This window comes from Streptomyces sp. I05A-00742 (genome assembly GCF_013055795.1).
Classification (GTDB): domain Bacteria; phylum Actinomycetota; class Actinomycetes; order Streptomycetales; family Streptomycetaceae; genus Streptomyces.
Window position 1 is genome coordinate 24,080 of sequence record NZ_JABETO010000013.1, and the last position, 20,470, is coordinate 44,549.

Consider the following 20,470-nt stretch of genomic DNA (forward strand, 5'->3'; position numbering starts at 1 on the left):
GGCTGGAGAACATCGTATGAATCGGGACGTCCCGGCAGTCGTGCCCGCAACCCGCTTCGGCCGTGACGTCCCGGCCCGCCCGCCGCTCCGTGACACGGCCCTCGGGATCGTGCGCGAGGCGGCGGGCCGGCTGCGCGACCCGGAGGCGGCGCCCCGGTACGCCGACCTGGCCCGGAGCCGGTCGGCGGGCGGCTTCGAGTTCTGGCCCACCGCGCTGTCCTCGGGACTGCCCAGCGCCGCCCTGCTGATGACCGAACTCGCCCGCGCCCTGCCCGGCGAGGGCTGGGACGCCGCGGCCCACACCCATCTGAAGACCCTCGCCGGAGCCACCCGCGCCCGGCCGGTCGCCGGCCTCGGCATGCACGGCGGCCTCGGCGGCGTGGCCCTGACCTTCGCCGCGGCCGAGGCCATGGACCCGCGCTACCGCACGGTCCGGCGCTCCCTCGACCTCGCCCTGGCCGAACGCGTCAGGGACCACCCCTGGCGCCACGGCGACGACGGCGTCCGGGACCACGACTACGACGCGGTCAACGGCGCCGCCGGCCTGCTCGGTTACCTCGTCACCGCCACCGGCTCCGGCCCGGCCGTCACCGAGGCCGTCACCGTGCTCGTCGGCCACCTCGTCCGGCTGGCCGGTCCGCCCGACGCGCCGCGCTGGCGGATCGCCGCGCACGCCGACGGCCACGGCCACCCCGGCGGCCACTACGACCTCGGCCTCGCCCATGGCATCGCGGGACCGCTCGCCGCCCTCGCCCTCGCCCGCCGCGCCGACCACGGCGGCCCGGCCCTCGACCGCGCCCTCGGCGACACCGCCGACTGGCTGCTCGCCCGGCGCACGGATCCCGTCGCCCCGGACGAGACACCCGACTGGCCCGCCACCGTCCCGGCCCCCGCGCCGGCCACGGGCGCGGGGCTGCAACCAGGCCGTCCCGGCTGGTGCTACGGCGGCCTCGGCGTCGCCCGCGCCCTCTGGCACGCGGGCAGCGCCCTGGGGCGGGACGACCTCCGACAGCACGCCCTGCGCCGTGCCGCCGCCGACCACCGGCCCCAACTCGACCACACCGCGGGGGACTCGCCGGGCCTCTGCCACGGCACGGCCGGACTCCTGCGGCTGTGGACCCTGTTCGCCCCCGACGACCCCGGCGGCCGGGCCCGCGCGGCGGCGGACGCGGCCCTCGCCCGGCTGACCGCCGAGTACGACCCGTCCACCCCCCTCGGCTACCGCGACGAGGAACAACCGGGGGTCCACCTGGACGACCCCGGCTTCCTGACCGGCGTCTGCGGCGTGCTGCTGAGCATGCTGGCCGCCGTCACCGACACGGCCCCGCTGTGGGACCGCGGCCTGCTCATCGACTGAGGGGGCGACACCCGCCGAGGCCGAGGCCGGCGGCGAAGGATGCGTCGCCCCACTGATGGTGAAGGAGAGAGTGCACGTGACCGTCCGCACCGCGGCACCGGGCCAACCCCTGTACGAACCCGCGCCGTTCTACGTCCTGCGGGCCCCGGCGCTGAGCACGGACGTCTACCGGAGGACCGCCCCCGGGCCCGGGACCGGGACGCCGGCCTGGGAGGCGGACCTGCTCCGCACGGCCGCCCTCCCCGCCGTACGGCACGCCCTCCGGCTCGCCAGCCCTTCCCTCGCCGACGCCGTCACCCACCGGCTGACCGGGACGGACCCGTCCGACGGAACCGCCGGCGCGGCGGAGTCCCGGCGCCGCGCCCGCACCCGCGCCGCGCTGCTGCGCTACGTCACACGCATGAGCACGCGCCCCACCCCGTTCGGGGCCTTCGCGGGCGTCTCCGTCGGCCGCTTCGCCGACAGCAGCACCGAGCGCCTGGGTGCCACCGCGCTCGCCGCCGTCCGTACCCGCGCCGACTCCGGCTGGCTGCTCGGCGTCATCGAGCGGATCGAACAGGACGAGACGCTGCGCGCCGGGCTCCCCGTCCACGTCAACGGCGCCTGCCAGGTCGTGGCCGGCCGGCTCGTCCTGCCGCAGGCCGACGTCTACGGGCGGCGCGACGTCCGGCGGGCCACGGTCCGGATCTCCCGGCCGGTCGCCGCCGTCCTCGGCCTCGCGGCGGAGCCGATCGCCCTCGGGGACCTGCACACCAAGCTCGCCGCGGAGTTCCCCCAGGCCGGACCCCAACGGATCGGCGCCCTCCTCGGCAGGCTCTGGGAGAGCCACTTCCTCGTGGGCGCCCTCCGCCCGTCACCCACCGACCCCGACCCCACCCGCTCCCTGCGCGACGCGGTCGGCCGCCTCCCCGGCGGCGAAGCGTTCAACGCGGCCCTCGACGAGGTCCTCGCCCGCACCGCCGACCTCGACCGCGCCGCACCCGCGGACGCCGACGACGCGCTGCGCGCCCTCCACCGCAGCCAGCACGCGCTGTGCGACACGACGCCCGCCGCGCAGGCCGACGCGCGCCTAGCCACCGTCGGCCGCACCCTGCACCGGGACGTGGCCAGGGCCGCCGCCGACGCCGCGGAGATCCTGCTGCGCCTGGGCCGCTTCCCGCACGGCCACGACCACCTGTCGGCCTACCGGGACGCCTTCCTGGAGCGCTACGGCATCGGGGCCCAGGTGCCCGTCGAGGAGTTGCTGTCCCCCGAGACCGGGCTCGGACCGCCCGCCACCTACACCGAGCCCCGCCCGGTGCGGCCCCCCACGCCCTCGGCGCCCACCCGTGAACAGGAACGCGACGACATCCTGCTGCGCATCGTCAGCAACGCCGTCAACTCCCGTACCGCGGAAGTGGAGTTGACCGACGACCTGGTCGCCCGGCTCACTCGCTGGTCGCCCGCCGACTCGCCCGCCCCGCCCGCCCTCGACGTGTTCCTCCAACTGCACGCCCGCAGCCGGGAAGACCTCGACCGCGGCGACTGGCGGGCCGTCCTCGGCGTCACGCCCCTGGCGCCGGGCGGCCGTTCCCTCAGCCGCTTCCACGATCTGCTGGACGAGGCCGAACTCTCGGCCCTGCGGGCGCTGTACGACGCCGAGGCGCGCGCCGAAGGAGCCCTGCCGGTCGAGCTGAGCTATCTGCCCAGCGCGGGCCGGGCGGGGAACGTCGCCCTCCACCCGGTCGTCCGGCCCTATGAGATCGCCGTCAACGTGGCGCCGTCCGTGCCCGCCGACCGTGTGCTGCCGCTGTCCGACCTCACGGTCGGGGTCGAGGGTGGCCGGTTCGTCGTCCGCTCCCGGCGGCTCGGCCGTGAACTCGCCATCGGGCAGAGCCACATGCTCACCGCCATGCAGGCGCCGAACGTCTGCCGGTTCCTGCTGGAAGTGGCGGAGGACGCCCGCCCGCTGCCGTCCGTCTTCCACTGGGGAGGCGTTGGCAAGGCACCGTTCCTGCCCCGCCTGGTCCGGGACCGGATCGTGCTGAGCCCCGCCCAGTGGAACGTCACCGACAACACGGTGGTCCCGGAGGGCGAGGGCAGCGAGGACGAACGATGGTTCCGCGGCGTGCGGCGCTGGCGCCGCGAGTGGCGGGTGCCGCGCCATGTGTACCTGGTCGAGTTCGACAACCGGCTGCTCCTGGACCTGGAACACCCGTCCTTCGCCGCCGAGTTGGCCGCCCAGCTGCGCAAGGCCCGGGGGCAGGGACGCCAGCGGGTCACCGTCCAGGAGATGCTGCCCGACTTCGACCACCTGTGGCTGCGGGACGAGACCGGGGCGCCCTACCTCTCCGAGGTCATCGTCCCGGTGGTGACCAAGGGAACCAGGGGAGCCCCGGCGGACGCGGCCCCCAGCCGGACCCTCGCCCCGGCGGACCGCCGGTGCCTGCCCGGCGGCGACTGGGCGTACCTCAAGCTCTACGGCACGCCGGAACAGCTCGAACACCTGGTGTCCGGCCGCGTCCCCGGCCTCGTCCAGGGACTCGCGGACGACGGCCTCCTGGACCGCTGGTTCTGGATGCGCTACGCCGACCCGGACCACCACCTGCGCCTGCGGCTGCGCGGCATCACACCCGAGGCGGGGGAGGAGGTGCTGACGCGAGCTCTGCGCTGGGCCCGCGAGGCGGCCGACGCCGAGGGGCTGTCCGCCGTCGCGGTCGACACCTACCGGCCGGAGACCGAACGGTACGGCGGCCCGGCCGCGCTCGCCGCCATGGAGCGCGCGTTCGGCGCCGACAGCACGGTGTGCGCGGCCGTCCTGGGCGACGCCCGGTCCGCGGAGCCCGGCCCCGACCGGCTCGCGGAGGCCACCTTCACCCTGGACCGGCTCTTCGCGCACTGGGGACTCGACCCTGCCCAACGCCTCGCCCTCGCCGCCGACTTGAGCGACGGACACCGCGCCGACGACACCGTCCGCGGCCTCGTCCGCCGGGTCGGCCTGCGGATCGCCGCCGCCGACCGCCCCGCGCCCGCAGGGCCCGGGGACCGCACCCCGCCGCCGGACCTCCTCCGCCCCTACGCCGACCTGCTGCCCGCCGCCGCCGCCGCGGCGGACCGGCTGCACCGGGCCGGGGAGCTGTGGCGGCCCCCGCGCGAGATCCACGCGAGCCTCGCGCACATGCACGCCAACCGGCTCTTCGGCATCGCCCGCGAATGGGAGAACCGGATGTACACCCTCTGGGCGCAGGCGCTGCGCGCGGCGGCCCACCTGGGAGCGGCGGCGGACGGGGCACCGGCCGGGACGGCACGAGAGAAGAGGAGCGTGGAGACCGCATGATCACCCATCCGCTCGACCGTCCCGAGGACGTCGAACGAGCCGCCGCGGCCTTCCGGGAGGACGGGTACGTCGTCCTCGACGGCCTGTGCACCGAGGACGACGTCGCGCACTTCCGGCGGCTGCGCGAACGGGCCGTCGCCGACACCCAGTTCACCGACGGCACCGACGACCGGCCGCTGTTCGTCACCGACCTGGTGGAGCGCTACCCCCGCGAGGTCTGGCCGACGGTCAGCCGGCCCGCGCTGGTGCGGTTCGCCGAAGCCGTCATGGGCCCCCGCGTCCAGCTCGACAGCACCGTGCTGTTCGGGGCGCCCGCGATGGAGCCCGAACTCCGCCGGCTGCCGGTGCACTGGCACCGCGACCGCTTCGGCTCCTTCCCCCGGGGCGGCTACGCCCACCCCCTGCTGATCATCTGCTTCCTCTACCTCCAGCCCATGACGGACGACGCGGGCCCCCTCCGCGTCGTCCCCGGCTCCCACCGCCGCGCCGTGACGATCGAACCCGACGCGCTGGACCTGCCCCACCCCGAGGAACGGCTGCTCGCGACCCGGCCCGGCCACCTCGTCGTCATCCACCACAACCTGCTCCACTCCGGCACGCACAGCGTCCTCGCGGAGGAGCGGCAGTTCCTCGGCATCGGCTTCAACACCTCCGCGATGCGCCAGGACGACACCTTCACCGGCCCCAACTGCACCGCCCTCGCCCGGACCGCCCGCCGCACCGGCGACCGGCGGGCCCTGCGGCTGCTGGGCCGGGACGACACGATCAACCTGCGCCAGAACGCGGGCTTCACCACACCCGAGGACCCCGTCTGGGCGCGCTGGGCGGACGAGGACGACCGGGCGCTGAACCCGGAGGAGGACAAGGCCGTCCGCACCGCCCGGGCCGCGCTGCTCCCCGACGGACCCCAAGGACCAACGGCGTAGGCCGGGAAGGAAGGGAACCCCTCCGATGCGACTCTCCCAGGAGCAGATCGAGCACTACCGGAACTTCGGATACGTCGTGCTTCCGCGCCTCCTCAACGACGACGAGACCGGACGCCTGACGGACGAGGTCCGCCGGGCCCACGCCGACGCCTTCGTCACGGACGAACGGACCGACGGGGGCGGGATCCCCGGCCGCTACCTGCCGATGATGACACCGGACCGGACGCCGCTCAGCCTGTCCCTGCTGGAGGACCCCCGGTTCCTCGACACGGCCGGGCAGCTCGTCGGCAACGTGCTGCCGACCTTCGCGGAGAGCGTCCTCTTCTACCGGGAGGCGCCGCTGCACAAGGACGCGATCCCGGGGATGTCCGGCGTCAAGCTCATCATGTACCTGGAGCACGTGACGGCCGACACGGGCGCGCTCCGCGTGCTGCCCGGCTCCCACCACGCCGACTACAGCGCCGTACTGGCCGACTGGCACCGGAAGTTCGGCGTCTGGGAGGGCGAGTGGGACGGCAAGCGCCTGCGCCGCCAGCTCGCCGGGCTGCCCCTCCAGGTGCTGGAGACCCGGCCGGGCGACGTCGTCGCCTTCGACTGGCACCTCTGGCACGCGACCCTCGGCGGCATCGACCGCCACCAGTGGACCGTCAGCTACGTCCGGGACCCGCAGACCCCGGAGGAGACCGACCGCTTCCGCCGGCAGATGGCGGCCGTCGACGAATCCGGGCTCGACGTCCCGTACGACCCGGCGAAGTATCCGCGGTACGCGCCGTCCTGGCTGACCACCGGCCTCGGCGACGAACGGCACGACCGGGTCATCGGCCGCATGCGGGAACTGGGCATGGTGGCACAGGAGCAGGACGTGCCGTCCGCCGCGCGCTGAGCCGGGCGGCGGTGGCCCCCGGACGGGGACGGCACGCCGCCCGGCGGGTCACGGTGCCGCCCCGACGGGGGCCGGCGGCGGCACCGGCGCGGGCAGGAGCGGAGCGGGGAGGAAGCGGAAGTTCTGTTCCAGGACCTCCTGCCGGTACCGCCGGCACTTCAGGTGCCAGTTCAGGATGCCCGCGAGCCAGTTCTCCAGCTCCTTCACATAGCCGTCGAGAGCGGCCCGTGCCTCCGCCGTGAGCCCGGCGTCCTCGTAGAGGAGCGGCAGTTCGTGCCGGGCCACGTGCTGGAACTGGCTCATCCTGCCGCGCATCAGGTCGTCGACGATGCCGAGCGCCTTCGGGTAGTCGCAGCCGAAGAACGTCTGCACCACGAGGACGGCGTTGTGCACCTCGCCCTCGTACTCGATCTCCTTCTGGTACGAGAACACGTCGTTGAGCAGCGTCGCGTAGTCCACCGCCGCGTTCTCCAGGGAACGCACCGTGCCGCTCCGGTAGATCTCGTCCGGCACCGCGCGCCCGTGCCCGACGCGGCACAGCGCGATCGTGAGGTCGGACCCGAAGGTGCGGCGGCGCATCTCGATGTAGTCGACGGGCTCGGGGACGCGGTGGGCGGCCTGGTTGTGGAGCTCCCACAGCCAGCTCTCCGTCATGACCGCCACGGCGTCCCGCAGTTGCGTCCGCCCGTCGGCGTTCATCGGCCCCGCCGTCCGCACCCACAGGTCCGCGAGGCCGCGCTCCAGGGAATTCACGGGCACCGGAAGACCCGTCAGATCGAGCGGCATGCAGGCGAGCATGCGCTCGTGGCAGACCTTGGCACCGAGCAGGTCGCGCGGGCGGCCGTAGACGACGGGGAAGTAGTCGTCGCCGTACGTACCCCAGGTCAGCCACTGCGAGGCCAGGTCGAGCTCCTCGGGGGTGGCGTCCGGATGGAGGCCCGCCGCGCACAGCGGGAAGTCGTACCCGTACAGCTTCCGCTCGTCCCAGATGTCCGACGCCGGGATGCCGGGCTGCGGGGCGAGCATGCCCATCTCCCGTGACCAGACGACGGTGTTCGTCCGGGCGCCGTCCAGGTGCGGGCTCAGCCGCAGCGTGAACGGCACGTCGAAATCGAGCAGTTGGGACGGCCCGACCTGTTGGTGGGGGACATGGGTGTGGGAACGGACGATCTGCGCGCCCGTCGCCGCGATCAGCTCCTTGATCCCGAGACCGGACGTGCCGGGCCCCGTGGGGCCGGGCAGGAGGGAAGGGGCCGCCTCCTTGTTCATATAGCGGCTGGAGCGCATGTGCCACTCGTGGCCGCCGGACTGCCAGTCCTGGAGGCCCTTGGCGTACGCGAGGACGGCGGCGCACTCCTGCGGGCCGAGCGCGTACTCGGCGAACAGCGGGGCCAGCTCGGTCAGGGTCGTGTGCTCGAACTGCCGCATCCGCGAGGTGAGCAGATCGCCGACCGCGTCGGCGGCCTCCTGGGTGGAGCAGCCCAGGAAAGTCTCCAGCACCAGGACACCGTTGGACAGTTCGCCCTCGTCCTCGATCTCCCGCTGGTACGAGAACAGGTCGTTGCGCAGGTGCACGGCGTCCGCGAACGTGTCCCGCAGCACCCGGAGCGGCCGCGATCCGGCCACCGCCTCCGGGACCTCGGCCCCGGCCGCGTACTCCACGATCCCCGCCGACCAGGGCGCGCCGCCCACCTTGCGGCGCATCTCGATGTACTCGACCGGGTTGGCGACCCTCCCCTCGTTGATGTTGGACAGCTCCCAGAGGGACTCGTTCAGGAGGTTCCTGGTGCTCTCCGCGAACCGGGCGCGCCAGTCGGCGGACATGTGCGGGACGGTGCGCGCCCACAGGTCCGCCAGGCCCGCCTCCACCGGATGGGTCGGCTCCGGCACGGCGGCGTCCGGATCCATCGGCATGAACGCCGGAAGCCGGTCCAGGTAGTCCTTGCCGCCCTCACGGTCCTGCGTCCGCTTGAACAGCTCCAGGAAGTGGTCGTCGAAGAAGAACACCCACACGTACCAGTCGGTGACCAGCGACAGCGTCGGGCCGTCGCAGTCGGGGTGGGTGTACGCGCACAGCAGCGCGTAGTCGTGCGCGTCCAGATCCGCCTGGTCCCACACGCCCGACCCCTCCAGCATGCCCATCTCGCGGGCCCACTCCCGTGTGTGGGCGCGGGCCTCCTCGAGGTGCGGGTTGAGCCGGGCGGGGTGGTTCATGTAGAAGGCGGGCAGGGTGAAGGGCTGGCTCACTCAGGGCTCCTCGTCCGGTCCGGGTTCGGTCCGCGCGCCCGGCCGCGGCACCGCGCCGGAGCCCGGCGGCCCGGGGCGCGGTGTGGCCCCGGACGCGGGGATCCGGGGCCCGAGCTCCCGGATCCCCGTGCTCCCGCGGGGCCGGCGGGACGAACGCTCAACGCCACCGCCCGATCTCCACGTTCTCCAGGACGCCGAGCGCGTCCGGCACCAGCACGGCCGCCGAGTAGTACGCCGTCACCAGGTACGACATGACCGCCTGCTCGTTGATGCCCATGAACCGCACCGACAGGCTCGGCTCGATCTCGTCCGGGATCCCGGCCTGCCGCAGCCCGACGACGCCCTGCTCGCCCTCGCCGGTACGCATGCAGATGATCGAGGTCGTCCGCTCCTCGCTGATCGGGATCTTGTTGCACGGGAAGATCGGGACGCCGCGCCAGGTCGGGATGCGGTGGCCGCCCATGTCGATGGTCTCCGGGACGAGGCTGCGCTTGCTGAACTCGCGCCCGATCGCCGCGATCGCCCGCGGGTGCGCCAGGAACAGCTTTGACCCCCGCCTGCGGCTGAGCAGTTCGTCCAGGTCGTCGGGGCTCGGCACGCCGTCGTGCGGCTGGAGCCGCTGCTCGTAGGCGCAGTTGCTCAGCAGCCCGAACTCCCGGTTGTTGATCAGCTCGTGCTCCTGGCGCTCCTTGAGCGCCTCGACCGTGAGCCGCAGCTGCTGCTCCGTCTGGTTCATCGGCTGGTTGTAGAGATCGGCCACGCGCGTGTGGATGCGCAGTACGGTCTGCGCCACGCTCAGTTCGTACTCCCGTGGACGCAGCTCGTAGTCGACGTACGTCGCCGGGATGTCGGCCTCGCCCACGTGGCCGGCCGACAGGTCGATCTCCTTCTCACCGAACTTGTTGGTCCGCTGGGCCGGCAGCGCGCGCAGCCGTTCCAACTGCCCGCGCAGTGAGTCCGAGCGCTCGACGGCCTGGTTGAACGCGAGCTTCGGCAGCACGAGCACCGTGCAGGCGGTCACGGCGCGGGCGGTGTACTCCCATGTGCCGTCGGATTCGAGCAGACAGTGCTCACCGAAGTGCGCGCCGTCGGCCAGCACGCTGAGCACCGCGTCGTCCCCGTACGGCCCCGAGCCGACCTTCTCCACCCTGCCGTGCGCCAGCAGCACCACCCCGTCGACCGGGTCCCCCGCCGAGGCCAGGAGCTCACCCGCCCCGTACTCCCGCTGCTCGCACCGGCGCGCGAGCTCGGTGAGCACCTCCTGGTCCTCGTAGCCGCGCAGCACCGGCAGTTCGGCCAGCTCGCCCGGGATGACCTCGACCCGGTCGCCCGTCTTGACGAAGCTGATGCGCCCGTCCCCGACCGTGTACGTCAGCCGGCGGTTCACCCGGTACGTGCCGCCCTGGACCTGGGCCCACGGCAACATCTTCAGCAGCCAGCGGGAGGTGATCTCCTGCATCTGCGGCACGGACTTGGTGGTCGTGGCCAGGTTCCGTGCGGCGGCCGTGCCGAGACTCTGTTGCGGGCGGTCCTGCTCGGTACGGTTCTCTTCGCCTACGGGCATGTGTGCGTCCTCCTGGTCACGTTGCGGTCGGCACGGGTGTACCGGGAAGAGACTTCCAACGCGGGCCGTGGTCGCATCCCCACACAAGTGAGTGAGAATGACCGCTGGGTTTCGACTGCCGTGTTCGACTGCGCGGAACAAAGTCCGCGATTCCAACTCTTCGACCAGGATGGGTTGTTAACGGCTTTGGGAGTGAAGTGAGAAGCTTCGCCGAGTCCTCGGGCCCATCGCGGTGGGGAGTCGAGGGCTCGAACCGCTCAGCGGTCCTCCGGCTCCCGGCGGTGGACCGTGCCGTGCGGCTCCTCGCAGTGCCGGCCGGCCGGTTCGCCGGAGCCGACGGCGACGAGCTCGCCGTCGGGGGCGGAGCAGACCTCCAGGGTGGCGTGGGTGATCCCGTAGCCGTCGCGGAGGTCGGCCTGGACGGCGGTGCGGACGGCGTGGCAGTCGCCGCCGGGCTCCACGAGCACATGGGCGGAGAGCGCCACCTCGCCCGAGGTGATTTCCCAGATGTGCAGGTCGTGGACCTCCACGACGCCGTCCTGGCGCGCCATGCGGGCGCCCACCTCGTCGGGCTCCATACCGGGGGGAGCGGCCTCCAGGAAGATCCGTCCGGAGGCCCGGACGAGCGACACCCCGGACCGGACCATGAGGGCGACGACGACCAGGGTCGCGAGGGAGTCGGCGCGGGTGAAGCCGGTCAGCATGACCACCGCGCCGGCGACCGCCGTGGCGATGAAGCCGTAGAGGTCGGTGAGGACGTGCTGGAACGCGCCCTCGATGTTGAGGGACGAGCGGTTGGCCTTCGACATGCACCAGGCCGCGGCTATGTTGACCAGCACTCCCGACAGGGCGGTCACCAGCACCATGCCCCCGCCCACCTCCGGCGGATCGACCAGGCGCTCGACGCTCTCGTAGGCCAGCCAGGCGGAGAGCAGCAGCAGGGTGAGCCCGTTGCCCTGGGCGGAAAGGATTTCCGCCCGCTTCAATCCGTAGGTGTAACCGCCCCGCGCGGGACGGGCCGCCAGCCGCATCGCGATCAGGGCGAGCACGATGGAGGCGGCGTCGGACAGCATGTGGGCGGCATCGGAAATAAGCGCCAGTGAATGGGCCAGGAAAGCGACGACGACTTCCACTGCCATATACGCGACGATGAGCCCCAGCGCGATCGTCAGCCAGCGGCGGTCCGCGTCGGCGGATACCCCGTGACTGTGCCCGCCGTGGCCGTGCTCGCCGTGGCCGTGGGGGCGGCCGTGCTCGTGTCCGTGCCCGTCCCCGTCCGTCGATTTGTTTTCGGCATGCCGGTGCGCCTGCTGCATGAAACCCCCTCGATCCTGTCCTGGGCACGGAAAGTGAAGCGCATCGGTTCGGTAATTTCAAAGGCTGCAATGACGACGGTTATCAAGAGCGTGGCAGCCTGCGGAAAAGTCCCGCATTCTTTCGTTCAATTCCGCGCGGCGGACGGCCAGGGGTGGCCGGAAATCGCCGGAGAAACCGGTCCGGTGGAGGGGATTCGGACAGATCACGGGGAAGCCGGCACCGGTCCGGGTCACGCCACCGGGCCCGCCGTCTCCCACCACCGGAGCAACTGGTCGTACGGGCCGGAGGACTTGGTCAGCGCGAGGATGGACAGGGTGGTGTTGGTCCACTCGATGCCGTTGCCCTCGCCGTCCCGGTCCCGGTAGCACGCCGTGGTGCCGACGATCCTGCCGTCGACGGCGTAGGCTGCCTGCCGTTCAGGGGAGTTGACGCGTCGCACCTGTTGTGGGCGAACGAGTAGTCGCTCAGGTCGCTGTCGAAGGCGTTCTGCATGCCGGACGTGTCCGAGAACCGCATGTAGACGACCGGTATCCCGCCCGGGGGCCTGCAGCCGACCGCACCGACGGCGGAGGACGGAAGGTCCGGGGCGGGCACGGGGGAGCAGGAGCCGCGTATGGCCGTGGGCACATGGGCGAGGAGGCCGCCGTCCGCGGCGGACGCCCGGGCGGGCTGCACGGCCGGCAGGGCGACGCACGCCGCTCCGGCCATCACCGCCCCGGTCCTGGCGCGAGCCGATGACGGGCGGGGGCCGGTGGGGACGCGGGGCATGGCTGACTCCTCGGCGGGGCGGCGGCGGGCCTGTGGGGGAGTCTGTTGGGCGCCGTGCCGGTTACAGGGCGGTACACGACCGTGCGCCCCCGCCCCGGCTCCTGTGCGCTCCCGCGGCTCGGATTGCCCGCTTCCGCGGCGTCCCTCAGTCCAGCGGCCGGCCGTACGTCACGAACTCCCGCTCCGTCACGAAGCCCATCCGTTCGTAGAGCGCCAGCGCCCCGGTCGGGTTGGCCGAGTCGACGATCAGCTCCGCATTGTCGTACCCCTGGCGCCCGGCCTCGGCCAGCGTGTGCGCCAGCAGGGCGCGCGCCGCGCCGCGGTTCCGGTGGGCGGGACGGGTGCCCAGGTGGCCGATCGTGCACGAGCGGTGCCCCGTGGCCGCGCTGTCGGCGACGTACTCGTCGGCGAGGAGGTACGCCGCGACGAGGCCGTCGGCGTCGAGCAGCAGGGCGGACAGGCCGGCGCGGAACGAACGGTCCCCGGTGAACCAGGTGTCCCAGTCGACTCTGTCCGTCTCGGTGTGGTTCCAGTGGTCGCGGAACGCGTCGTTGTGCGCCAGACGCGTCGCTTCGTCGAGGCCCGCCTCGAAGGGCACCAGGCGCAGACCGGCCGGCACCGTCGCGGCGGGCAGCCGGTCCGCGCGCAGGTCGTGCGTCATACTGAACCAGTACCGGCGGGGCTCGAACCCGGCCCGCCGGGCCAGGGCCGCCAGACCGGCGTTGCCGACCGCGCCGTCGATCAGCAGCTCCCCCGGCACGTCGGAGTGGCGCTCCGCCCGGATCGCGTCCGCGCGGTCGCGCATCCAGTCGACCAGCAGCGTGCCGATCCCCTGCCGCCGCAGGTCCGGATGGACGGCGGCGGTGGTTCCGAAGCGGGCGATGTCCCGTACCCGCTCCGGCTCGTACACCACCGCATAGGCCACCAGCCGTGAGCCCTGCCAGATGCCGGCGGAGTTGCGCGCCAGGTCCACCTTGGGGTCGCCGAGCTCGTGGAGGACATCCTCCTCGTCCTCGTGGAGGCCTGTCCTGTCGACGCGTTCGACCTCTGCGCGCAAGGTCGCGAGGTCCCGGGCGTCGGTCTTGTCGAGGGGCTTGAGGAGAGGGATCACCAGCAAACAGTACAAAGAGGCGGAAGGACGGATCAAAGGCTTTTCAGCAGGCCGGCCCGCCGGGGATGCCCCTTCACGCTCACGCCAGAGACCTCACCAGATAGGCCTCGTCGAGAGGCGCGTCGGCCGGCCAGTCCAGCCCCATCGCCCTGGTGCGTGCGGTCTCGTACCGCCGGGTGCCGGCCATGAAGGGCAGAAACCTGCCCCACATCTCCCCCGCGGCCCGCTGGGCGGCCGAAGCGGGAGGCAGCGGGTCGGGGACGAAGACGGGGCGGCCGCCGAGACCGCGGGTGAGGGCGGAGAGGAAGGTCCCCACCGGGGTGCCGGCCGGGTGGGTGATGTGCTGGATGTACGCGCCGTGGGCGGGAAGGGCGCGGTCCACGGTTTCGGCCATGACACGGGCGACGTGTTCCACGGGCAGGTAGTTGATCACGGCGTCGGGGTTCGTGCCCGGCAGCCGGACGGTGCCGTCGGGGCCGATGACTTCGGGGTGGGCGCGCAGGGCGGCCCGGCAGACGGCTGCCACCGTGGCGAGGGGGTGTTCCGGGCGGCCCGGGTAGGCGGGCGCGTCCGTGATCAGGCCGGGCAGGCGGAACACGGCGGCGCCGCGCCGGTGGTGTGCGCACCAGCGGTGGATCAGGAGTTCGCTCAGGAACTTCGACTCCTCGTAAGGGCTGTTGAAGCCGGAGTCGCCGGTGAGGGGCGCTTCGGGGACGATTCCCCCTTGCTGGGCCCCGGCGACCGCGAAGGTGCTGGCGTGGGCGAGCACGGCCCGGGGCGGTCCCGCCTCCAGAAGGCGCAGCACGTTCCTCGTTCCCGCGACATTGCGGGTGCGGACGGCGGCGTCGGTGGGGCTGAGGGAGATGTCGGCCGCGCAGTGCCAGAGCACGTCGACGCTGTCGGCCAGGCGGCGGAAGACGGGCTCGGGCAGGCCCAGGAGGGGCAGGGTGACGTCGCCCTCCACCAGCGACAGCCGCCGGGGCAGCAGGCGCAGCTCGTTCTCCGGCATGCCGCCGTGTTCCAGGAACCGCAGGACGCGGGGCAGGGCGGGCGGGGAACCGGCCCGGGTGAGGAGGGTCAGGGCCGGGTGGCGGCCGAGGAGTTCACGGATCAGGTGCAGACCGAGGAAGCCGGTGCTTCCGGTGATGACGACGGACATACGGAGCCGGCTCCTTCACGGTCTCGCCGGGCGGATGGCGGGAGAGCATCCGCATCGGACAGAGTTCGGTCCAGATGCCCGTGCTCACCCAGTTGACGGCCTCGCTGCGCGACAGGGCGATGCGCCGGTCCTGATCCATCGCCTCCCACAGTGGTGTTCCGTAGAGGGTGATCAATTCCGGGGGCATGAACCACTGGTCCGGTGCGACAGGGACGCTCCAGTCGATGTTCACGGACGGGTCGGAAAAGTGCTCCGCGGAAGCGCGCAGCAGGCGGGCGGCGGTTCTTCCCGCTTCACTCGAACGGTCGTTCGCGTGGATGGTTCCTGCCACGTCGTGTCCTCTCCCGACGGGTGGTGCCGCAGAGCGGATTGATGTGAGGATGCCGCGGGTGCCGCCCCCGGCGGACCCGCGTCCCGGTCCACAGCCTTTCAACTCCTCCACGGCTCTGCCATCGCGGCAGATCAAGTGGGTGACCCCGCTTGCCGACCCGTCGGCCGCTCCCTAGGCGGACCCCCCGAAGAGCTGGGTCCAGTACGTGCCCGCCGGGCCGCCGCCCGCGAAGCCGACGCCGAGGTGGGTGAAGCCGGGGGTGAGGATGTTGGCGCGGTGGCCGGGGCTGTTCATCCAGCCCTCGACGACCTCGGCGGGGGAGCGCTGGCCGCAGGCGATGTTCTCGCCTGTGGAACGGTGTGTGGAGCCGGCGGCGACGGCCCGGTCCCAGGGTTGGCGGCCGTCGGGGGAGGTGTGGGAGTGGTAGCCGCGCGCCGCCATGTCCCCGCTGTGCGCCTGGGCCGCGGCGGCGAGCCGTGCGTCGTCGGACAGGGGGCGCAGCCCGGCCGCGGCCCGGCGGGCGTTGGTGAGGGCGAGGACCTCGGCGGCGGTCCGCGACAGGCCGTCGGGGGTGAGGGGGCGGGCCCACAGGGCGGTCCAGTACATGTCACCGGAACGGGCGTCCACGGCGTGGGCCAGCCCGGCCGCGGTGAACGCCGGATCCGTCACGGGGACGGACGCCCGGGCGTCCCCCAGGCAGAAGTCGAGGAACTCGGCCGGCGTCCGCGGGCCGGACACCAGCTGCTCCGCCAGCGAGAGATAGGCGTAGCCGCACGCGGTGACCTGTTGGAAGAGGGAGACGCCGGACGGTCCATCGGTACCGAGGCGGCCCAGGCGGGCCATGCCCTCGGCGTGACGGCGTGCGGCGTCGGCGAGCCGTGCGTCCGGTGCCACCGGGGGTACGCCCCTGCGGCCGCGTTCGGCGTTGACGAGCGCGGCGAACGCCCGGGCGTCGTCGGGAACGGCGTTGCCGGGCACGGCGGGGGCGGGTCGTGCCGGTGCGGGCGGCGGCGGGGAGGTGCCGTCGTCCGCGACCTCGATGCCGAAGTCCCGGGCCACGCCGGCCAGGCCGTCCGCGTACCCCTGCCCCAGGGCACGCAGCTTCCAGCCCGGGCCCCGGCGGTAGATCTCCGCGAGGAGCAGCACCGTCTCGCGCGTCGGCCGCGGCGGCGTGAACCGGGCGACCGCCCGGCCGTCCGGCCCGGTGACCCGCAGCACGGGGACGGGAAGCGCGGCCGGGCGGGCCCCGGGATCCTCCGGGCTGACGACGGCCGTCAGACGGCTCGCCCCCGGGCGGAGGCCGCGGCGGTCCACGACGACGGCGCCCGGACCGAGCCGGACGCCCGGCGCGGCCGGCTGGTTGTAGAAGACGAAGTCCCCGTCGCCCGCGACCTTTCCACCGTCCCCGGTGATCAGCACCGACAGGTCGTAGGGCCCCGTCACCTCCACCGTCAGGACGCCGTCGGGCAGATGCAGGGTGCCCCCCGGGACCAGCGTGCTCATCGGCCATCACGTCCTCGCCGTACGGTGAACGGGCCGCTCGCGCCGCGCCCGCGGACCCCGCCTGCCGCGGGTCGTGCCCGGAACAACGCAGGGCGGCGGCGTCGTGGTTCCCACTGCCGCACGCCTCCCGGGTCGTTGTTACGCTGCCCGGATGCCATCACTCCCGACCGTCGAGGACATCCGCGCCCTGCACGAGAAGTACGCGCCCACGCAGGAGGCGTTCGATCTCGTGCACACCCACTGCGAGATCGTCGCCCACCTCGCCGAGCAGCTGCGGGCCGCCGCCGCGCCGGAGGCCGATGCCGCGCTGGTGCGGGCGGGGGCGCTGCTGCACGACATCGGCGTCTACGGGCTGCTCGACGCCGACGGACGGTTCACGATGGGGCAGTACGTCCGGCACGGTGTGCTGGGGTACGAGATCCTGCGCAAGGAGGGCTTTCCGGAGCCGCTGTGCCGCTTCTGCTCGTGCCACACCGGGGTCGGGATCACCCGGGAGGACATCCGGACGCAGGGGCTGCCGCTGCCGGAGGGGGACTATGTGGCGGGGACGGTCGAGGAGCAACTGGTCATGTACGCCGACAAGTTCCACACCAAGCGCACACCGCCGGCGTTCCTCTCCGCCGGGACCTGCGCGGCGGGCCTGGCCAGGTTGTTCGGGCCGGGGAAGGCCGCCGCGTTCGAGGAGCTGCGGGAGCGGTTCGGCGAGCCCGTGGTCGACGGCCTCGCCGCCCGCTACGGCCACGTCCGGAGGTGACGGGCGGCGAGGCCGGGGCCTGGCTCGGTCAGCAGGCGGGGTCCGGGGAGCTCTCCAGGTAGGCGGTGGTGCGGGTGCGGCGCGCCCGGTTGACGGCCGCGAGGCGGTGCCAGGTGCGGGTGTCCATGATCCGGGCCCAGCCGGTCATCGGCCGGACCTCCCAGGCGTCGTGCTCACCGGGGTCGAGGACGATGCGGGCCAGGGCGTCCGGGGTGAGGCGGCCGCCGTCGAAGACGAAGCCCGTCTTGGCCACCGGCCACAGGCCGGGCAGGGCGAAGTCCACCGCCAGCAGGTGCGGACGGCCGGTGAAGACGATGCCCGTCTCCTCCCGGCACTCCCGCACGGCCGTGCCGAACGGGCTCTCACCGGGATCCATGTCCCCGCCCGGGAACTGCCACAGCCCCTGTTTCACGGAGGAGCGCAGCTGGAGGGGGCGGTCCTCGGTGTCGGTGAAGAACAGCGCCGCGTACACGGCGGCCTTGGGCAGACCGGCGACGTACTCGGCGAGCGGCAGCCGCGGTTTCACCACATGAACTCCTCGGGTCGGCCGGAGGTCCGGAATCCCAGGATGCGGTAAACCGCCGCATTCCGGGAAGAGTTGGGGAATCCGCGTGGTGCCTCCCGTAAGGCGCGTCGGCGGGAGCACACCACCCACAGCGGTGAGCGGGACTTCACGGGCCCTTCGCGTCCCTCGGGAACGAACACGGGGCGTCGGCCGGCGATCAGTGGGCTGTCACGTCCACGCACGACCGGACGGATATCGTCGCGCCCTCGTCCCGAGGGGGCGCGAAAGGCTCCTGAAGCCCCGTTCCGCTGCGCGGGCGCGCGCGGACCCGACATGCTGGTGCGCATGCCCGATCACAGTGAGCAGGTGCCGGGTTACCGGCAGATCAGAATGACACCGCCGACCGCCCCGGTCGCGGCACTCGCGGACGAGGACGCCTGGCGCGCCCGGGACGCCTACCCCGACATCATGGGCGTCGGCGGCGCGGCCTTCGGGGTGGCGCGTGAACGCGAGGAGGGCGGCTGGGAGATGCTGACGCACCTCGGCGACTTCGCTCCCCAGGACGCCCGGGACACGATGGCCTCGCTCTTCCGGCGGCGGGCCCATGAGGCGGAGCAGGCCGGGGACGAGGCCACCCGGGAGGAGTGCGTCAAGGCGTACGAACTCCTCGACTGGGAGGTCGTCGACGAGCTGACGGTCCTCGGCAGCCGCCACCGGGTGGTGCGCGGCGAGCGGTTCATCCGCTCGGGCCCCACGGGTCCCGAGCCCCCGCGCCTGTCCGACCCGGATCCGGCGGGACCCGGCCAGGGGTACCGCGTCGCCGACCCGGTCGTGGGCTTCGTCATCGACACCGTCACGGTGACGGGTCTGTCCGAGGGGATCCTGAAGACGGAGCTGCTGTCGCTGGTCCGCGCCACGGGGACCGTCCCGGACGATATGCGCGACGACTCGTTGTGCGCGGCGCTGACCCACCCCGGCGGGGTCCTGCTCCCCGCCGAGTTCATGATCGCGGAACGGATCGACGGCCGCTGGTCGCCGCTGACGAACGGCTGCTCGAACCCGCAGGGCGCCCGGGACGCCCTCACCATGGACCTGCGGGTGATGGCCCCGGTGATGCGCCGGCTGGACGAGCGCGAGCGGGCGGAGTACGCGCGGGCGGCCGACCGCTTCGACGAGGAGCGGGGCGCGGCACTGCGGGTCGGCGACCGGCTCTTCCGCGTCGTGCGGGTGGAGCGGCTGGTCCGCGTGGGGCCGGACGGCCCGGAGGGGCCGCGCCCGTCCGACCCCGACCCCCAGCCCCCGGTGATGGTGCACGACCGGCAGCTGAGGGAACAGGGTCTGCTCCGGGACGACGACGAGGAGGAGGAGCCGCCGGAGGAGGTCAAGGAGATGATGGAGCTCGCGGAGAAGGAGCGCGAGCGGCGGCGGCGCCGGGACGAGGCATCCGGGTCCTCCTGATACGGCGTCATATCAGTTCTGACACAGGGCATTTGTGAAGAAAGGCGGCCGTATGGAGGCCGTCAGATGACCGCGCCCGGCCGTGCGCGTTGGACGGCCGACACGCCCCGGAGGATGGACCCGAACAGGTCCTGCAACTCCGGGCAGGGGTCGACGCCGTACTCGTCCGCCAGCAGGCGCCGCGTCTGGTGGTAGACCTTGAGTGCTTCCGCCTGGCGGCCCGCCCGGTAGAGCGCCTGCATATGCAGCCAGCTCAGGCGCTCCCGGGTCGGGAACTTCATACTGAGCGTCGCCAGATCGGCGGCGATCACGGAGTAGTCCCGTTCCTGGGCCAGTTCCGCCTCCCAGCGGCTCTCCAGGGCCAGCAGCCGCAGCTCCTCCAGGCGGGTCGCGGCCTGCGCGCCCAGCTCGTCGTCGCACATCTCCGGGTAGGGGGCTCCGCGCCAGAGCGCCAGGCAGGTCTCCAGGGTGCGGCTGGCGGCCTGGTGGCGGCCCTCCAGGAGCAGACGGCGCCCGTCGCGGAGCAACTGTTCGAAACGGCAGACATCGATGAGTTCCGGTGCCACGGCAAGGACATATCCGGATGGTTCGCGGCGCAGAATCCGGTTGCGGCACCGCGGTGGACTGCTTGGTTCCAATTTCCTTCGCAGATTGGACACATAGCTGTGCAGGGTCGTCATCACGGCACTCGGCGGGTTGCGCGGCCATACGGCTTCGGTCAGCCGTTCGGTGGTGACCGCTTCGCCCGGTGTCAGCAAAAGCGCCGCGAGCACGGCGCGTTGGCGGGCAGGACCCAGATCCACCGGCCGGTCACCGGCGTGGACCTCCAGCGGTCCCAGAACACTGATCTGTAACCCGGCTGCTATGGACATCGACACTTTCCTCCAGTCACGAGTCCCGACGGCGGCGAACGCACGGGAATGGTCGTCCCCCCGCCGGTGCCCGCACCGCTTCCGCACATGACGTTCGGGGCGCACGTTCGTTCGCGCCTCCGATGCCAAGTGTGCCCCTCTTTTCCGGACGTGGGCCAGGCGAGGTTTCGTTCCCGGACGGCCGATGATCCAGCAGGCGCCGCGCCCGCGCACCGGTGCGTGGCCGACGCGGTCCGCCGGGAAGGGTTCCATGGCACGGAAACATGCAGGATAAACGTGACCAACAACACGTACGGGACGTAAGTCCGCTGGTGCGGCCCAGGAGGTTTCCCGCACTCCGGCGGACTCCTCCGGTCCGGTAGGGCCCCCTCCGGCACCAGCCGCACCACGCCCGTGGTG

Annotated in this window: 16 protein-coding genes and 1 pseudogene; 6 read left to right on the forward strand and 11 right to left on the reverse strand. The window is 73.0% G+C overall.

What is annotated here, in order from left to right; genetic code table 11:
• The first annotated feature begins 16 nt into the window (after window positions 1-16).
• The 4 genes from HN013_RS15015 (at window position 17) to HN013_RS15030 (ending at window position 6,482) form a co-directional block, all read left to right on the forward strand.
• Window positions 17-1,357, forward strand: coding sequence for a lanthionine synthetase C family protein (locus tag HN013_RS15015; protein ID WP_171166635.1), 1,341 nt, complete (start codon window positions 17-19; stop codon window positions 1,355-1,357).
• Between the two features lie 76 nt (window positions 1,358-1,433).
• A complete protein-coding gene (locus HN013_RS15020) occupies window positions 1,434-4,673 on the forward strand; it encodes a lantibiotic dehydratase (RefSeq protein ID WP_171166636.1) in 3,240 nt (1,079 codons plus the stop codon).
• Window positions 4,670-5,599, forward strand: coding sequence for a phytanoyl-CoA dioxygenase family protein (locus HN013_RS15025; RefSeq protein ID WP_171166637.1), 930 nt, complete (start codon window positions 4,670-4,672; stop codon window positions 5,597-5,599). The genes HN013_RS15020 and HN013_RS15025 overlap by 4 nt, the downstream gene beginning before the upstream one ends.
• A 25-nt stretch (window positions 5,600-5,624) precedes the next feature.
• Window positions 5,625-6,482: a phytanoyl-CoA dioxygenase family protein gene (locus HN013_RS15030; RefSeq protein WP_171166638.1), complete on the forward strand. Its 858-nt coding sequence runs from the start codon at window positions 5,625-5,627 to the stop codon at window positions 6,480-6,482.
• A 48-nt stretch (window positions 6,483-6,530) separates the two neighbouring features.
• Here HN013_RS15030 and HN013_RS15035 read toward each other — a convergent pair whose 3' ends face one another.
• From HN013_RS15035 to HN013_RS15070, 8 genes are all read right to left on the reverse strand, one after another.
• Window positions 6,531-8,729, reverse strand: coding sequence for a terpene synthase family protein (locus HN013_RS15035; RefSeq protein WP_171166639.1), 2,199 nt, complete (start codon window positions 8,727-8,729; stop codon window positions 6,531-6,533).
• 157 nt (window positions 8,730-8,886) lie between these two features.
• Window positions 8,887-10,293 carry a family 2B encapsulin nanocompartment shell protein gene (locus HN013_RS15040; RefSeq protein WP_171166640.1) on the reverse strand — a complete coding sequence of 469 codons (1,407 nt, stop codon included), beginning with the start codon at window positions 10,291-10,293 and terminating at the stop codon, window positions 8,887-8,889.
• A 257-nt stretch (window positions 10,294-10,550) separates the two neighbouring features.
• Window positions 10,551-11,609, reverse strand: a complete 1,059-nt coding sequence (locus tag HN013_RS15045; RefSeq protein WP_171166641.1) for a cation diffusion facilitator family transporter — start codon at window positions 11,607-11,609, stop codon at window positions 10,551-10,553.
• 230 nt (window positions 11,610-11,839) lie between these two features.
• Window positions 11,840-12,049, reverse strand: coding sequence for a hypothetical protein (locus HN013_RS15050; RefSeq protein WP_171166642.1), 210 nt, complete (start codon window positions 12,047-12,049; stop codon window positions 11,840-11,842).
• A gap of 474 nt (window positions 12,050-12,523) precedes the next feature.
• Window positions 12,524-13,489, reverse strand: a complete 966-nt coding sequence (locus tag HN013_RS33925; RefSeq protein WP_171166643.1) for a GNAT family N-acetyltransferase — start codon at window positions 13,487-13,489, stop codon at window positions 12,524-12,526.
• Window positions 13,490-13,568: 79 nt separating this feature from the next.
• Window positions 13,569-14,648, reverse strand: a complete 1,080-nt coding sequence (locus HN013_RS15060) for an SDR family oxidoreductase (RefSeq protein ID WP_171166644.1) — start codon at window positions 14,646-14,648, stop codon at window positions 13,569-13,571.
• Window positions 14,593-14,979 carry a diiron oxygenase gene (locus HN013_RS15065; RefSeq protein ID WP_171166645.1) on the reverse strand — a complete coding sequence of 129 codons (387 nt, stop codon included), beginning with the start codon at window positions 14,977-14,979 and terminating at the stop codon, window positions 14,593-14,595. The genes HN013_RS15060 and HN013_RS15065 overlap by 56 nt, the downstream gene beginning before the upstream one ends.
• Before the next feature lie 171 nt (window positions 14,980-15,150).
• A complete protein-coding gene (locus tag HN013_RS15070) occupies window positions 15,151-16,482 on the reverse strand; it encodes a CAP domain-containing protein (RefSeq protein ID WP_171166646.1) in 1,332 nt (443 codons plus the stop codon).
• 151 nt (window positions 16,483-16,633) lie between these two features.
• On the opposite strand from HN013_RS15070, the gene HN013_RS15075 reads away from it, so the two are divergent.
• Window positions 16,634-17,236 (forward strand): HD domain-containing protein, encoded by a 603-nt coding sequence (locus HN013_RS15075; RefSeq protein ID WP_171166647.1) that lies wholly within the window; start codon window positions 16,634-16,636, stop codon window positions 17,234-17,236.
• 28 nt (window positions 17,237-17,264) lie between these two features.
• Here the strand turns inward: HN013_RS15075 and HN013_RS15080 are convergent, their stop codons facing one another.
• Window positions 17,265-17,765: an NUDIX domain-containing protein gene (locus HN013_RS15080; protein WP_171166648.1), complete on the reverse strand. Its 501-nt coding sequence runs from the start codon at window positions 17,763-17,765 to the stop codon at window positions 17,265-17,267.
• A 321-nt stretch (window positions 17,766-18,086) separates the two neighbouring features.
• Between HN013_RS15080 and HN013_RS15085 the strand changes: the two genes are divergently transcribed.
• Complete coding sequence (locus HN013_RS15085) at window positions 18,087-19,199, forward strand: DUF5954 family protein (RefSeq protein WP_171166649.1); 1,113 nt, start codon at window positions 18,087-18,089, stop codon at window positions 19,197-19,199.
• 62 nt (window positions 19,200-19,261) lie between these two features.
• On the opposite strand, the gene HN013_RS15090 is transcribed toward HN013_RS15085, so the two are convergent.
• Both HN013_RS15090 and HN013_RS34145 read right to left on the reverse strand, forming a co-directional pair.
• Entirely contained in the window at window positions 19,262-19,765 is a 504-nt protein-coding gene (locus HN013_RS15090; protein ID WP_312018609.1) for an AfsR/SARP family transcriptional regulator, read from the reverse strand.
• A 15-nt stretch (window positions 19,766-19,780) separates the two neighbouring features.
• Window positions 19,781-20,323: pseudogene (locus HN013_RS34145) on the reverse strand (winged helix-turn-helix domain-containing protein); the annotation flags it as partial.
• Window positions 20,324-20,470: the final 147 nt, after the last annotated feature.

Excerpts from the sequence above, each read along its gene's own strand:
- HN013_RS15015 (WP_171166635.1), top strand. The coding sequence starts at position 17 with ATGAATCGGGACGTCCCGGCAGTCGTGCCCGCAACCCGCTTCGGCCGT.
- HN013_RS15025 (WP_171166637.1), top strand. The coding sequence starts at position 4,670 with ATGATCACCCATCCGCTCGACCGTCCCGAGGACGTCGAACGAGCCGCC.
- HN013_RS15030 (WP_171166638.1), top strand. The coding sequence starts at position 5,625 with ATGCGACTCTCCCAGGAGCAGATCGAGCACTACCGGAACTTCGGATAC.
- HN013_RS15040 (WP_171166640.1), bottom strand. The coding sequence starts at position 10,293 with ATGCCCGTAGGCGAAGAGAACCGTACCGAGCAGGACCGCCCGCAACAG.
- HN013_RS15045 (WP_171166641.1), bottom strand. The coding sequence starts at position 11,609 with ATGCAGCAGGCGCACCGGCATGCCGAAAACAAATCGACGGACGGGGAC.
- HN013_RS15060 (WP_171166644.1), bottom strand. The coding sequence starts at position 14,648 with ATGTCCGTCGTCATCACCGGAAGCACCGGCTTCCTCGGTCTGCACCTG.
- HN013_RS15070 (WP_171166646.1), bottom strand. The coding sequence starts at position 16,482 with ATGAGCACGCTGGTCCCGGGGGGCACCCTGCATCTGCCCGACGGCGTC.
- HN013_RS15075 (WP_171166647.1), top strand. The coding sequence starts at position 16,634 with ATGCCATCACTCCCGACCGTCGAGGACATCCGCGCCCTGCACGAGAAG.
- HN013_RS15085 (WP_171166649.1), top strand. The coding sequence starts at position 18,087 with ATGCCCGATCACAGTGAGCAGGTGCCGGGTTACCGGCAGATCAGAATG.